At 29.1% G+C, this 15,874-nt stretch carries 9 protein-coding genes; 7 read left to right on the top strand and 2 right to left on the bottom strand.

Annotation, left to right across the window (positions count from 1 at the left end):
- Positions 1-184 precede the first annotated feature (184 nt).
- The 5 genes from BTO18_RS11760 (at position 185) to BTO18_RS11740 (ending at position 11,006) form a co-directional block, all read left to right on the top strand.
- A complete protein-coding gene (locus BTO18_RS11760; RefSeq protein ID WP_105016407.1) occupies positions 185-4,213 on the top strand; it encodes a response regulator in 4,029 nt (1,342 codons plus the stop codon).
- Between the two features lie 167 nt (positions 4,214-4,380).
- The gene (locus tag BTO18_RS11755; RefSeq protein WP_105016406.1) at positions 4,381-7,521 is read left to right on the top strand and encodes a SusC/RagA family TonB-linked outer membrane protein; all 3,141 of its coding nucleotides are present in this window, start codon (positions 4,381-4,383) and stop codon (positions 7,519-7,521) included.
- A 17-nt stretch (positions 7,522-7,538) separates the two neighbouring features.
- Complete coding sequence (locus tag BTO18_RS11750) at positions 7,539-9,161, top strand: RagB/SusD family nutrient uptake outer membrane protein (RefSeq protein ID WP_105016405.1); 1,623 nt, start codon at positions 7,539-7,541, stop codon at positions 9,159-9,161.
- Between the two features lie 6 nt (positions 9,162-9,167).
- The gene (locus tag BTO18_RS11745; RefSeq protein WP_146106924.1) at positions 9,168-10,076 is read left to right on the top strand and encodes a hypothetical protein; all 909 of its coding nucleotides are present in this window, start codon (positions 9,168-9,170) and stop codon (positions 10,074-10,076) included.
- A 39-nt stretch (positions 10,077-10,115) separates the two neighbouring features.
- A complete protein-coding gene (locus BTO18_RS11740) occupies positions 10,116-11,006 on the top strand; it encodes a hypothetical protein (protein ID WP_105016403.1) in 891 nt (296 codons plus the stop codon).
- Between the two features lie 657 nt (positions 11,007-11,663).
- Here BTO18_RS11740 and BTO18_RS17670 read toward each other — a convergent pair.
- Both BTO18_RS17670 and BTO18_RS11730 read right to left on the bottom strand, forming a co-directional pair.
- Positions 11,664-11,840: a hypothetical protein gene (locus tag BTO18_RS17670; protein WP_170063265.1), complete on the bottom strand. Its 177-nt coding sequence runs from the start codon at positions 11,838-11,840 to the stop codon at positions 11,664-11,666.
- A gap of 32 nt (positions 11,841-11,872) precedes the next feature.
- A complete protein-coding gene (locus BTO18_RS11730) occupies positions 11,873-14,086 on the bottom strand; it encodes a DUF8693 domain-containing protein (protein WP_105016401.1) in 2,214 nt (737 codons plus the stop codon).
- 345 nt (positions 14,087-14,431) lie between these two features.
- On the opposite strand from BTO18_RS11730, the gene BTO18_RS11720 reads away from it, so the two are divergent.
- On the top strand, positions 14,432-14,770 hold the full coding sequence (locus tag BTO18_RS11720) for a hypothetical protein (RefSeq protein ID WP_105016399.1): 339 nt from the start codon (positions 14,432-14,434) through the stop codon (positions 14,768-14,770).
- Positions 14,761-15,294 carry a DDE-type integrase/transposase/recombinase gene (locus tag BTO18_RS11715; RefSeq protein ID WP_105016398.1) on the top strand — a complete coding sequence of 178 codons (534 nt, stop codon included), beginning with the start codon at positions 14,761-14,763 and terminating at the stop codon, positions 15,292-15,294. Before BTO18_RS11720 ends, BTO18_RS11715 begins: the two co-directional genes overlap by 10 nt.
- Positions 15,295-15,874: the final 580 nt, after the last annotated feature.

Genomic DNA, 15,874 nt, shown 5'->3' with positions numbered 1-15,874 from the left:
TAATGTCAAAGATACTAATGACTTCAAATGTTGAGTAACACTTGATGTAACATAAACTATATGAATTGTAACAAATTAGATTTTTTAAAGGTTTTCAATTCATAATAAGATAATCTAATCTTTTATATTTACTTTAATATTTATAGTCTTTAAGTTAAAAATCAATTAAAACGACAAATAAGCAGTGTTTAAATTTTTCAACATTCTAATAGAAAACATTCTAATAAATTTTAAAAATTTATTTTACATATTTTTTTTAACCACATTAACAAATTATGGTCAAGAATTATATTTTAATTCTCTAAATATTAATAATCAATTAACTAAAAGCGATGTAAGTTGTCTAATTAGAGATTCAGACGGTTTTCTTTGGATTGGAACCGATGACGGTCTAAATAGATATGATGGAAATAATGTTACTAAGTTTTACACAGAGTATAATGTTGAAAATAGCTTATCTGGAAATAGAATAACTTATTTATTTGAAGACAATAAAAATAGAATTTGGATAGGTACAGAAGGCAATGGATTAAATTACTTTTCAAAAGAAGAACAAATGTTTTACAGAGTTAAAACACCTTCTAATTATAAATCTATAACAAGTATCTATCAAGAAAATTCCAATAATATTATCATTGGTACTAGAAAAGGATTACTTAAAATAAAGGATATTGAAAATAAAATAACAAGTGAAGTTTTACAAGGTCCTTTAAATGGAATTTCAATTGAAAAAATAGTTTTTAGTAATAACATTTTATATGTCGCTACTTCATCTGGTGTATGGAAGAAAAAAGAAAATACGTACGAATACATAAAAAGTTTAGGAAGTTACAATTTTGAAGATCTTATAGTCGATAAACACGGAAGACTATGGGCATTATACGAGTTTAAAATAAAGATTGCTTCACCAATGGGAGGGGATTATGTTGTTCGTAATTTTAATACCAAACAAGATTTTAAATTTAAAACAATCAATGTTTCTAAAAATAAGGACATATGGATTGGAACCTTGAACAGAGGACTTCTTCAAGTAGATTATAAAAATCTAGACGTAAAAAAACAGTATAAAAACACAGAGGAAAAACCTAGAAATTTATTTAATAGTGGTATAACATTTATACATTGTGATTCTAAAAACACACTATGGATTGCAAATAGATTTGGATTGAGTTACTCAAATTTAAATAAGAAAAACATCAATGCAATAGAGCTAAACAATATAAAAAATAGTAAACAATTACCTATTATTAGAAATATGATTAATGTAGGTGATTATATCTATTTTATAATACAAGATGAAAATGCTTATCGTTATAATTTAAAAACACAAGTTACAGAATATATAGATCTGGGTAAAAATATTACTCCCTATACATTAAAGGAAATTAAAAACACTGTTTACATTTCTACAGATAAAGGATTGTATATTTTACACGATAAGGAAAAAAATAGTTTTTCCAAGAAAAATTTTAAAACAGAAAGGAATAACTATTTAGATAAAAATGCATCCGTTATTGCAGAAGATATATATGGTAACACTTATTATGGAAATTATAATGGCCTTATTATTGAAAAAGAAAATATTTTTAATTGGGCAAATGATATTTACCCACAATTAGATGTATTAAAAGGAAAACGACTTTTTACTTTATTGTTTGATAAATCTTTAAATTGTTTATGGATTGGAACAATTTCATATGGGTTATTTAAAATGAATTTAGATTCAGAAGGACGTTTTATATCTATAGAAGAATATAACAGTGAGTTTAATAATAACTATAAAATACCGAATAATAATATTTGGGGAATTTTAAAAGGTTCTGAAGGTGAATTATGGGTTACTACAGATTTAGGTTTACTTTATTTGCCAAAAGATAAAAAGGAGTTTAGAGTTATTGATAATGAAAGTTTAAGGAATAAAAAGAATATGGGAGTTATTCAAGATTTAGACGGTTCTCTATGGCTTACCAGTTCTACCAGCTTAATAAATTACAACTATAAAAAGAATGAAGATAGAATATACACCTATAATGATGGTCTAAACTCTAGCTTTTTGACGAAAGCCTTATTTATTAAAGATAGCCTTTTGTATATAGGTACTTTTAAAGGAATCAATACTTTAAATTACAAATTTCCAATCACAAAAGAAAAGAAATATCAGGTTAATTTTACAGATTTTCAAATTTATAATACGTCTATATCTCCAAATCAAAATTTTCTTGGTTCCATTCCGTTGAGAAAAAGCATCAATAAAGCGAAAAAAATCTCTTTGAGCCACAAACAGAACAATTTCTTAATTGAATTTACTTCCAACAACTTTACCAATAGCACCACTGATAAATATAGATATAAGTTAGAAGGATATGATAGCAGTTGGAATTATACTGATTATTCTTATAAATATGCTAATTACTCAAATCTAGATGCTGGAGATTATATTTTAAAAGTACAATTATTAGATGCTAATGGCAACTGGAATTCCTCAACAAAAGAAATCTCATTTGAAATCTCACCAGCCCCCTGGCTCGCATGGTATGCATATATGTTCTATTTCATTGCAATCTGCTCTTTATTGTATATTATTTTATTTTTCTGGTCTAAAAAACAAAAGTTAAAAAACGAACTAAATCTAAATAAATTAATAATAGAAAAAGAAAAGGATATCAATGAGTTAAAACTCATATTTTTTACTGATGTAGCACACGAATTTAAAACACCTCTTTCTTTAATTATAGGACCCTTACAAGACATTAACTATAAAGATATAACTTTAGATAACTTTAAGTTTAATTATAATATCATTTTAAGAAATACACAGCGATTAATGCATTTAGTCAATCAACTTTTAGATTTTAGAAAATTAAATGCCAATAAAAATATTCTTAATGTTTCTGAAGGAAATCTAACAAAATTTGTTTCTGAAATTTATGAGAATTTCATGTGGCAAGCTAAAAATTCTAATATAGAATTTAATTTTGTAAGTTCTAATAGTAAAGATTGTTTCTTTGATAAAGATATCATTGAAAAAGTAGTCTATAATTTACTCTCCAATGCTTTCAGATACACACCTAAAAATGGTAAAATAGAAATTGAAGTAAAAATAATTTGGAAACAAAATGAAAGATATGCAAATATTATTGTAAAAGATAGTGGTGTAGGAATATCAGACATAAATAAAAAAGAAATTTTCAAAAGATATTTTCATGGGAAAGACAGACATTCTTCTGGGGTAGGTTTACATTTAAGTTACAATCTAATTAAAGCTCATAGAGGAGAGATTATTGCAGCAGATAGTAGTTTAGGTGGAACAGAGTTCATAATTCTTATACCCGTGGAAAGGGAAAAGTATACCGATATAGAATTTCACGGTAAAAAGAGAATTGAAATTCATAAAATTAAGAATTATGAGAATATTGAAGTTAAGCAAATTCAAAAACCAAATAATGACGAGTTAATCTTAATTGTTGAAGATGATTACGATTTAAGGACCTACATAAGAACTAATCTTCAAAAAGAATATAAAATTATTGAAGCAAAAAATGGTAAAGTAGGTCTAGAAATTGCAAAAAATGAAAAACCAAACCTTATTATTTCTGATGTTATGATGCCAGAAATGGATGGGGTAACTATGTGTAAACAATTAAGAGAGAATACTTCTACTTCTCACATCCCTACATTATTATTAACTGCAAAAACAGATGATGAATTTAGAAATCAAGGATTAGAAGCTGGTGCTTGGGACTATATTCCCAAACCATTCAAAATAAAAGAATTAATTCAAAAAATCGAAAACATTCTAGAAACTCAACAAAAATTTAAACAGTACCTGTTTAAAGAGATAAATATTTTACCAAATACACAAGAATACACCTCTTTTGATCAAAAATTAATTCTAAAATTAAAAAACTTAATTGAAGAAAATTTCACAAATAATAATTTTACCACCGAAGAACTTTCTAAATCGGTTGGTTTAAGTAGAATGCAACTTCATAGAAAATTAAAAAGCCTAACAGGTAAAACTACTAAAAGTTTTATAAACTCAATAAAAATTAATTATGTTGTGCATATGATGGATAATGGTTGTGATAGAATTCAAGAAGCTATGGATGCTGTTGGATTTACAAGCTATTCTCATTTTAATAAATTATTTAAAGAGCTTAAAGGAACTACACCTTTAGAATATATGGGTAGAACAAGTTCTAAAACAAGTTAAATTTTAATTTAACACGTACGATTTTAGCAGCAAATAGTAAAATTGTTACAATAGAATTAATTTAAGTTACACAAAAAAGTCATAGAATATGTAGCAAATTATAATTTTGACCAATCTAAAGATAAGTTTATCTTATATCAATCTCAAAATTTAATATATAACCACAAATGATTTTTCTTAAAAATATTTTATCACTTCAAAGAAAATTAATTGTATTAGCAATAATAATATTTCACTTTCATGTTTATTCTAAAACAATAAATTCTAAAATAGAAGTTTTAAGGTCTCAACAAATAGAAATAAAAGGAAAAATTACAGATGTAAAAGGTAACGCAATATTTGGAGCTTCAATTTTAGAAAAAGGAACAAATAATGCAACTCTTTCTAATATAAATGGAGAATTTGAAATCAAAATAAAAGACAAAAACTCTGTTTTAATAATCAATTTTCTTGGTTTTGAACAACAAAATATTAAAATATTAGAAAAAAAATATATAGAAATAATATTAATTGAAGATACTACACAGTTAGATGAAATTGTTGTAGTGGGTTATGGTTCAAAGAAAAAAACAGAAGTAACTGGAGCAATAACTACTGTAAGTACAAAAGATGCTAAAGATAGAGCTGTATCTGATGCAGCTCAACTACTACAAGGAAAAGTTTCAGGAGTTAATATTGTACAAAATTCAGGACAACCAGGTAATACAAATTCATCAATACGAATTAGAGGCGTATCTTCTATCGACAATAATAATGATCCTTTAATAATAATAGATGGAGTTCCTGGGGATTTTAACGACATTAATCCTAATGATATAAAATCATTATCGGTATTAAAAGATGCTGCTTCTGCATCAATTTATGGGTCTAGGGCATCTGCAGGTGTTATAATTATTGAAACGAAAAATAGTTCAAAAGGGCTCAATTTAGATTATAACTTTTTGTATACCATTACTCAACCAACACGCTTACCAAATATGGTAAATTCTTGGGAACATGCACAATTACGAAATGAAGCTAGACAGAATGTAGGACTACCAGAAATATACAGCGATTTTGATATAAAAGAGTTCGAATATGGGTTAAACAGAAATAGACCTAATACAGATTGGTATGACACCTATTTTCAAACAGCAGCTTTAAGCAGTCATTATCTAAATTTACGAGGTGGTGATAAAAAATATAATTTTTCAAGTTCTTTAACCTATCTCGATCAAGAAGGAGTTTTAAAAGGTACTAATACTGATAAACTTTCTTTTAGAACAAGGCTTAATGGAAAATTTTGGGATGACAAAATTATCTTTAATCTTAATATTTATGGTGATGAAGCAAATACACACGAGTTATCTTCTTCTACGTCAACTATATTAAGCCAATTAGCCTCTAATACACCAACGACATTTGTAATTTCAGATAATGGTGCGCCAAGTTTTGCAGGAAGGCACTTATATATAGAAGATATTGGAGGAGGAATAGATAATCAAAGAACTTCACTTAGGCTGCAAGGTTCTGTTACTATTAAACCAATTAAAAATATTAAAGCTAAGCTATTATATAGTAAAAATAGATTCGAATTAGACTATCAAAGATTATTACCAGAATTTGAAACAGCTGGAAGCATAGACAATTCATTTGAAGGTTCACTCCAATTATCTTCTTTAACCAAAGATTGGTATCAAACAAATACAAATCAATTAACAGCAACTGTAGACTACAATTACAAAAACAAAGGACATAGAGCTAGTTTTTTATTTGGTTATGAGAGACTTGAGAGAGACTTTACTTATGATAGAGCTTTTGTAAATAACCTTTCTAACAATTTACCTATCTTCGATTTCGGAGACCCTTCTACAAGTTTTCTTACTTCAAGAGCGACTTCTAATGCAACTGTTTCGCAATTTGGAAGAATAAACTATTCTTATAAATACAGATACATTTTTAACTTTAGTATGAGAAGAGATGGATCTTCACGTTTTGCAGATGGTCAGAAATATGGGGTTTTTCCTTCTGCTTCTCTTGGTTGGGTAGTAGATAAAGAAAAATTTATGAAAAATACAGATGTATTTAAATTAAAACTTAGAGCCTCATGGGGTAGATTAGGTAATCAAAATATATATACTGCTTATGCCGCTTCAGATCAGTTAAGTGTTACAGAGTTTTATTCTTTTGGAGGTAATATTGTTCCTGGAAGCGGGACTACAGTTTTAGCAAATCCTGATACTACATGGGAAACTACAGAACAAACAGATATCGGTTTTGATATGAAATTATATGGTAAAGTAACCATAAACTTTGATTACTACAGGAAAACTACTTCAGATATTTTGGCAAGAATAACCATCCCATCATCATTGGGTGTTACCACATTACCTTATCAAAATATTGGTAATATGCTTAATGAAGGTTTTGATTTAGATATTGGATACAAATCTAAACCAAATCCAGATGGTTTAGAATTCACAATAAATTCGAATATAAGTTATTTACATAATGAAGTTACTAGTTTAGGCAATGATCTAGATTTTGTTGACCACGCTAGTACAAATTCAGAGTTTGGAGTATTAAGAAGTCAAGTTGGTAGTTCTTTTGCGTCTTTTTTCGGATATAAAACAGACGGTTTATTACAAATATCAGACTTCACATGGCAAAATAATAGTGATCTATCTATACCTCACGAACAAAGAAACTACCTATTAAAAAGTGGAATTACAGATCAATCATCAGTAATGTCAAATCCTGCACCAGGAGACATAAAACTTGTTGATACCAATGGAGATAATATAATAACTTCAGATGATAAAACTATAATAGGGAGGTCTATTCCAAAGATAAATTATGGTTTTAATATAAACTTTGCCTACAAGAATTGGAGTCTAAGATTAATAGGGCAAGGAGTTGCTGGAGCGCAAGCTTATGTGAACGGTCCAGGAGTAGGTCCTTTTTGGAATGTTGGTAATGGAAGTGTTAGTAGAGAATTAGCAACTAATAGATGGACTTTTGAAAATCAAAATACAAGTTTTGCAAGACTTTATGAAGATAAAGTTAGAGATGCTTTAGTATCAGACTATAATATTTATGATGCAGATTATTTTAGAATGAAAAATGTTACCCTTTCTTATAGTTTCAATCAGCAATTACTAGAAAAATTTAGGATAAAAAAATTAAATGTATTTGCTACAGCTGAAAATTTATTTACAATAACAAATTTTCTAGATGGGTATGATCCTGAAAGAGATTATCGAAATACTAGAGGAAATTTCCACCCTCAAATTGCCACTATGTCTTTAGGATTTAATCTAAGTTTTTAACCAAAATAATTAGAAAGATGAAAAACTTATTACTAATATTAATTTTTGTGAATTTAATTTTTACGTCATGTAATGATGACAAGTTTTTAAATCGTGAACCGATAGACTTTTTATCACCAGATAATTTTACAGTTGAAAAAGATATTGAATATGCCGTAAACGGAACTTATAAAGCATATATATCAGATAGAGAAGAACCTATAAAAACAGATTTTATAGTTGATAATGGATATTACGTTGGGTATCAAGAAATGTGGAAAAGAATATACAATAATGAAACTTTTTTTATAGAGCAAAAGTGGGCCAGAAATTACAGAACTATACTTAGGGCAAATACAGTATTATTCTATATTGATGACATAGAAATGTCAGAAGAAAAATATAATCAATTTAAAGGAGAAGCCCACTTTTTAAGGGCATTAGCATATTTTGATTTATTAGAATTTTATGGTGCTGTACCTCTTAGAACAAAACCAGAAAGTTTAGCAGAAAAGGATAAACCACTAAGTTCAGAAGACGAAATACTTACCTTTATCTTAAACGACCTAGAAGTTGCATCAACACTTTTACCGGTAGAATATGATATGTCAGAAAGAGGTAGAGCTACGAAAGGAGCTGCCTTTGCCATAAAAGCTAGAGTTTATCTTTATAATAAACAATTTCAAAATGCAATTGACAATTGTCAGAAAGTTAAAGACCTTGGTATTTACACTTTGATGGATGATTTTGCAGGTATTTTTTTACCAGAAAACGAAGCTACAAATACGGAAGTAATCTTTGATTTACAATATGAAACCGACCAAGCTGTTAGAAATTTATCTAATTTCTGGTATACAAGGTTTGTATTTTGGGGAGGTTATCAAATACTACAAAACCTTGAAGAGCAGTTTTACTCTACAAATGGATTATCAATAAATGACCCTACCAATACACTTTATGATACTTCTATAAATTCAGACATATACAGTCCTTCAACCAAAGTAAAAAATGAAAATCTTTATGATAATAGATTTACAAATAGAGATCCTAGAATGTATGCTACTATAGTAGTCCCTTACTCCTTTTTTCGATATAAAAGAGATGGTGTAGGGAATAATGCTGATAAAGAGATTTATTATCCAAGTAGTTTTAGAACTGCTAATTTCTCAAGTTTTAAGGCAAGAAAATATGTAGACCATTCTAACAATTGGGTTCAAAATATTTCGGGAGCAAATCCTGTGATAATTCGTTATGCAGATATACTTTTAATGGAGGCTGAGGCTTTAGTTGAAATGGGTAGTTTTAACGAAAATTATGTAGTAAGCCTAATTAATCAAGTAAGACAAAGACCAAGTGTTATGATGCCCAAAGTTGAAGATGTTGAAGGAACAGGACTCACACAAAATAGGTTAAGAGAAATTATTAGACATGAAAGGAGAGTTGAATTTGCATTAGAAGGATTAAGATTCCACGACATAAAAAGATGGGATATTGGAAATCAAGTACTTACCGATGCTAAAGGCTACAGGCCATCTCGATTACAAACTAGATCAGCAACTTACGAATTGTATAGTTTAGAAACTAGAACTTTTAATCCTTCTTTAGGATATAAATGGCCAATCCCTAGAACAGAAACAGATTCAAATGAACTAATAGAATAAAATTTTATGAAATATCAATTTAAATTAGGTTACTCAATACTTCTTCTATTTGCTGTTCTTCTCATAGAAAGTTGCGAGAGTAACATTATTGAAGCACCTATGGCAGTAATAAGTGGTAATTCTCAAATATTAGAAGGAGATTCAGCTACTGTTAGTGTAAGGTTTGATGGAACAGCTCCTTTTGGATTATCATACTATTGGGTAGGAAAAAATAAGATAAAGTATACTAGATATATTTACGATATAAACAATAATAATCACGATTTCAAAATTGCACCTGATACTACAACTACAGTATTTGCAGAATTCACCTCTACACGATTTGGCGATTTAGGAGACGCTAATGGTCAAGCACAAATAACGGTAAACCCAGTACAATATATCTTCAATCAGACACTAGAGTCCACCAATTCAGCATTTATACATGCTACCAATGGATTATCAAGTTCGCAAGATTTAGATTTAAGAACACAAGGAGGGCAGTTTGATAGAATCGTTTTTATAGAATTTGATTTAAATACTATAAATACCCTCGAGGATAAAAATAGATATATTTTACACTTTTGGCTTACTAGAAGTCACCCACAAGGAGCATCTGCTGGTCCAGGCACCATAGAAGCCAAAGCATTAAATGGAGATCTAAATACTTCATGGACGTGGAGTTCACAACCTACAGATACCAGTTTAGAGCTTATTGGAACAAAAAACTTTAATACAACAACAACATCTCAACAAATTAAGTTCGAATACGATATTTCAGCTTTTGTTAATAAATCTTTAGCTCAAGGAGAAAATAAAATTGTAGTTAGAATAAAGGAAATTTCTAGTAAAGGTCTTTATTACATTGGTAGCCATACATTTTCAGATGTAACCAAAAGACCTGGAATAGATGTACAGCTTAGAAGAGGTATATAATAAAATACAAACCTTAATTATAACTTAAATTTTAAACTTATGAAAAAAATATTTTTAGTGTTTTTTGTTTGTTGTTTATCTTTTTCCAGTTGCAATACAGAAGAGATAATCGAACCAGACATATTACAAAATATAAAAACAAAAGAGCAGAGTTTATTAAGTAAATCTGTTCAAGCACCAAATTTTAGTCTTCCGGCTTCTATAGCAAGCCTTTATGAAAGTTCTCCAAATGAAAATGTATCTGACGACTTTAGTACACTAGATTGGAATAAGTGGACGCATAGAGTTTTAAGTGGTCCACAACATTGGGGTACAGGCAGTGACTATGTTAAAATTGTTGATAGTTCTTTTCTATCCATAAAAGGTAAGTATGATACATTTTCAACAGGAAGTGGTTTATCTGCTTTAAATACTTCTAAATACGGTTTTTATGTAACTAGATGGAGGCATGTGGGTAGCTTAACAGGATGGCATGATGCAATCTGGACTGCAGGGGAAAATTTTGGGCAAACTTATGCATCTTATCCTAATGTACATGGCGTTTATAGAATTGAATTAGATTTAATTGAAAGAGATAGGATGAGTCCACCAAAATGGAATGCAAAAGTACATGGTTGGGCTCCAGGAGGAATACACGAAGCTAGGGTACTAAGACCCTCTGAAGAAGGAAATGAATGGACAAATTGGACAGTTGATGCTGTTGAATATCATCCCGATTATGTGAGAGCTTGGAAATACACAGATGGTGTTTGGACATCATTTGATAAAATATACTTTACCAATACAAATAGTACCAATAGTATACATCAATGGTTTAGAAAACATAATTACGCTATTATTTCTATAAAGAAAGGAGTAAAAAACTTGCAATGGCCAGTTTCTGATGCTTGGTTACACGTAGACTATTATATGGTTTATGACTTAAAATAATTTTTTATAGTAAAGCAAATATTAATAATTAATAAAATACTAGGAGACAATTAATACATTAATTTCTCCTAGTATTTTTTATTAAGAAATGTGGTTAAAAATGGTTGGTAATTAATTGATGATTACTTTCTATATTTATAAGATATTCCCTTTTTAAATGTTTAAATGCCCCTTTAGATAACCGAAGAAAGACTCTATTGAGTTTGTTGATTTAGATATCTTAGATTGTCTAAAAAATGAAACATTTTGTGATTGTACCAATATCTTCCTGTATCAGGGTCAGAAAGATGAATAGAGAGAAAAGTAGGCTTGGTTAAATAAGAACTAAAATGCCTTCTAATGGTTTTATCTGAATAACCACTTTCTAATACCAAATCGGTAATAGTTCTCCTACCGACAACCCACTTTTCAAACCAAATAAATCGATTTGACTTACTTTTTTATGCTATAAGGTAAATAATATTCCAAAGTTTTTACACTTGAATCGTTGTTTATTGTTACAATTTTTCCATTTTATTGTGTCCAGACTTCCACAATGCCCAACATAACTTTTTTAAGTATTCATCAAACAAAAAAACAACCATATTTTATATGGTTGTTCTTTCGATTAATTTTCCTAGTGAATATTATAAATAAAATCTCTTGAAATTATTATTATTAAAAACCAGTTCCTGGAGATTCGGGGCTTTGTGCTTGAGCTTTATCGGGGCTCAAAATGAGATAAGTTCCTAAAGCGGTTAATGCTGCATACTTACCGTAATTTCCTATTTTATTAATAGCTTCTTTACGTGTAATATTTTTATTCGTATCTCGAGTTTCTATATTTTTTTTCATAATATTCTCTTTATATTTTAAACTTTTAATAATTATTCTAATACTATTTTCTTATTGATTTTACCTTGATCTGTGCTTAATTGAACAATGTAAATGCCTGCATTTAGATCAGGTAGACTTACTTCTGAAACTCCATTAGATGTAAAAGAAGTATCAAAAACTTTCTTTCCTAATATACTATATAAATTAACTGATACTCTACTACTATTGTTGATACCTGTAATTCTTAACATATTTTCGTTTATAGGATATATACCAACATTAGAAAGAGTTAAATTTTCTGTGTTTAGAACCGAAGAACTTTTGGAATGTAAATAAAAACGTCCAGTACTATTTAGAGCGTTATTTAAAGTTATTTTATAGTCCATATTTGCTTCGTCTAATCTTGTAAATATATTATTTTCTCTATCCTCTAAATATACTTTTAAGTTCTTTGGTAAGTTTAGAGCTTCAAGTTTAAAAGTAATTTCTTTACCTGAATCTGCAATTATTCCTATTGGAATTACCATTGTTTCGTGATTAGAATTTGGTAGGGATTGAACTTGATATTTTTCTCCTATATCTTCACCAAGTAAATGTGAGTAGACAGCAAATGAATGAGATACCCCACTAAATAATCTAGCTTCATACCCTTTATCGTGATCCACAGAAACATTATTGTCAAAGTATAAAATTTGTGCATATCTACTGTTTGTACCATCAGAAATTGTAAGTTTAACTTCTGCAGAATTAGTTTTTTGGAACAAATCTCCTGTTAAGGCTTGGTTACTTTCCGAGAAATTTACTGCAGTTCCGCTGGTAACGTCAATAAAAAAACCTTGACCAGGAGCAACTACAAAGTTTTGAACTGCAGCTCTGGCTGTATATCCAGAACCACTTGCATAAGTCCATATTTCTCCAGTAGTATCTGAATTATTAGTAAAAAAAGTTTGACTACTCATAAAAGAAGTATAAGGATTACCTAATAAATTAAATCCATTACCTGCTGTAGAAACTGCAATACCGTTAACGTTATCTGTATTTATTGTCCCTGTGAAAGCTACAGTACCTGTAGAGCTCTTTTTCATTGAATATCCATTACCAGAACTAAATGTTCCAGCATTACTATCGGTTGTGGATAAATAACTCCATTTACTACCCGAAGCTGCACCATCATTATAACTCACGCCTAATCCTCTTAAAGTTGCATTGGTTGTACTTGTTGCTAAATCGTTGGCTGTTGCATAAGCGTTATTGAAGGTTTGCCCAGCAACAGGAGAAGCTAGTAAATGCCATCCGTTTGCATCACCAGCTACAGCAGTCAAGTGTCTATTATATGTTACATTTCCTGTTGATGTACCATTTACAATCATTGCAGATGAGCTAGAGGCATCTGATTGTAGACTTAAAGTTCCGCTTTGTGTTAAATTACCATCTACAGTTAATTGATTTCCTGCTGATACATTAAAAGTTCCTTCAACAAACAAATCATCTACAGTAGCAGATGATACATCTAACGTTGCTACGTTTCCACTATTAATAACTACATCTTCTGCAGAAGTTGGTACAGAACCAGTAGACCAGTTTGAAGCCGTAGACCAGTTACCAGAGGCACTTATGAACCCATTACCAACAGTAGCTACTATGACAGGTCTTTGAGAAGTTGTAGATTTTAAACTAGACGCAATATTTCCAAAAAAAGTATTATCTGTTACTTTAGCTTTAATTGATATTTCAAATAAAACTTTGGTTTTAGATTCACTTAATCTGTCCTTTAAAAACTGTTCAATATCAAAATTTACTACAGTACCAGCTGTTGGATAATCTCCTCCTCCATTATAAACCTTTTCTTCAATAGAATATTCGGTATATCCTATAAAATTATATGGATCCGCATTGGGGTCTAAAGGAAGACTATTTATATCCTCTACATAGGCTTTTAATACTAAAGTAAAACCTCCATCATTTCCAGCATTAGAAATGGAACTAAAAGTAATTCGGAAACTTGCATTAACTATAGATTTGTCTGAGATTGAATTATAGTCAAAATTAAAGTAGTTTTTTCTTCCATCCGTTCCTGTACCAGCAAAAGATGGTCTCTTCATAGGAAGGTTTTGAAAAGTGTAGGATCCATTAGAAGCACCATCAACTGTAGAATTTTCTCTTGTAAATCCTGAAGAAGTGGCACTAATCGTTGTTTGACTATGACAAAATGCACTTGTGAGTAAAAAGGCAAAAGTCATTTTTAGTGTAATTTTTTTAAGCATATTTTAAAATTTTAATAAAACTAAATATTTGATTCTTCAAATAATCAAAAATGGATTCTAACTATTATTTCTGTTGTATCAAAAATTCTATCATCTGTAATATTTGTTAGGTAGTGTAGTAAAATGACACTTTTTGAAATTTAGATAAAAATATTATTGGGGATCAATAAGTTGTATAAAAATATACCATTCGCTTTGAACAGTATATTAAGTTTTTTGATAGGCTCCCCCCTATGCGCCACTAAAAAACCACCTCGTTTTTGAGGTTGTTTTTCGAATTTTCGAAAATCTCTAAAAATTGAAAATAATTTCTTTTTTTGGTAAAATTTCATTTTTATCTATGAGATGAAAAAGTACAAATCTTACCATTCTTCAGTAAAAATTTGCTATGCTTTAGGTATTCAAAATCATCTGTTACCAGATAATTTTACACCCACTATGAAACCAACAACTGCTCATTGCTGGAAAAATGATAATCCACATGAATATTTAGGAAGTGAGTTCTCTTCAAGTATCAACAATAACATTAATGATTTACAAATCATCTATGATGAAAAAGTAGAACAACTAAAGAAAATGTTTGTCACTTTTTGTAAAGTCTATATCACGATTTTAAATTTCATAGGAGAAAACGTATTTCAACATGAGCAAGTATTCCCAATGAATTTTGGCATATGGATGTAACCTATTACAAAACGATAGATAACATTCAATACTACATTTATACGATTGTAGATAATTTTTCAAGACAGATTGTCGCCTACGATGTGTCCAAGAAACTCTCAGCAAATATTAGATTAGAAACTCTGAAAAGTGCTATAAAAAATGAGTTCGATATTTCAGTATGGAGGTCGAATGTGGATTTAATAGTTGATGGAGGTACAGAAAATAATAACAACAGTATACATGAATTTATAAAAAACCAACACGTAAGTGTTAACAAGAAAATAGCATTAAAGGATGTTAGATTTTCAAATTCAATAATTGAAGGAACTTATAGAATACTAAAAAGCAAGTATTTTCAAGACAGACCAATTTTATCAACTTCAACAAAGGAAGAAATGGATTTCTTTGTGAATGATTTTAATAATGTAAGATCACATTATGAACATAAAATTTATATTCCGAACGATATTTTCAAAACACCCTCATTAAAGGATTTAAAACCTATATTAGAAAAGTCACATAAATCAATTAACTTCTTGTGAGAAGATTTGCTAAAAGGGGAGAATGAATAGTAACTATAATCAAAAACTTATTTCTTAAGTGTAAAAATTCAAAGCCTTAAATAGAAAACTAAAAGTATGAATGGGATTTTAAGTTTTTTTAGCTACTATTTTAAAGTAAAAAGAAAAAGTATTTTTCTTTTAGATATGATTTGAAAATTCGAAAGTACTGATTAAGAAGTGTTTGGTTTCTTTAGTCCTTTTGATGGCAAGACTTTACTCACAATATACTAACCTTGTTTTCTCAAAGTATTTAGTTTTGACTCATATTGATGGATACTTAAAACAGTCTTAATAATATCTTCTGGAATTCAATCTTTATTGAAAACACCTAAACCTATTCTGACTAATGGTGAAATTATGAGTACGATATTTGGGATATATCTAGAAAATTTAAACTTTTGAAAATAGGACTCAATAAACCTTTTAACATCTATATTAAGAATTAGAACAAGTAGCATAGAAAGGATTATAAATGCTCCTAAAGAAAATTATTTAGTAAAGGTGTGATTGTAAATATCTGCTCGGATATGATTTATTGAAAAAACAGTGTTGAGAATAA

The organism is Polaribacter porphyrae (assembly GCF_002954685.1).
GTDB lineage: Bacteria > Bacteroidota > Bacteroidia > Flavobacteriales > Flavobacteriaceae > Polaribacter > Polaribacter porphyrae.
The sequence above is the reverse complement of the archived record's forward strand: the minus strand, read 5'-3'. Positions and strand labels throughout refer to the sequence as shown.

Excerpts from the sequence above, each read along its gene's own strand:
- BTO18_RS11730 (WP_105016401.1), bottom strand. The coding sequence starts at position 14,086 with ATGCTTAAAAAAATTACACTAAAAATGACTTTTGCCTTTTTACTCACA.
- BTO18_RS11740 (WP_105016403.1), top strand. The coding sequence starts at position 10,116 with ATGAAAAAAATATTTTTAGTGTTTTTTGTTTGTTGTTTATCTTTTTCC.
- BTO18_RS17670 (WP_170063265.1), bottom strand. The coding sequence starts at position 11,840 with ATGAAAAAAAATATAGAAACTCGAGATACGAATAAAAATATTACACGT.
- BTO18_RS11755 (WP_105016406.1), top strand. The coding sequence starts at position 4,381 with ATGATTTTTCTTAAAAATATTTTATCACTTCAAAGAAAATTAATTGTA.
- BTO18_RS11720 (WP_105016399.1), top strand. The coding sequence starts at position 14,432 with ATGAAAAAGTACAAATCTTACCATTCTTCAGTAAAAATTTGCTATGCT.
- BTO18_RS11715 (WP_105016398.1), top strand. The coding sequence starts at position 14,761 with ATGGATGTAACCTATTACAAAACGATAGATAACATTCAATACTACATT.
- BTO18_RS11750 (WP_105016405.1), top strand. The coding sequence starts at position 7,539 with ATGAAAAACTTATTACTAATATTAATTTTTGTGAATTTAATTTTTACG.
- BTO18_RS11745 (WP_146106924.1), top strand. The coding sequence starts at position 9,168 with ATGAAATATCAATTTAAATTAGGTTACTCAATACTTCTTCTATTTGCT.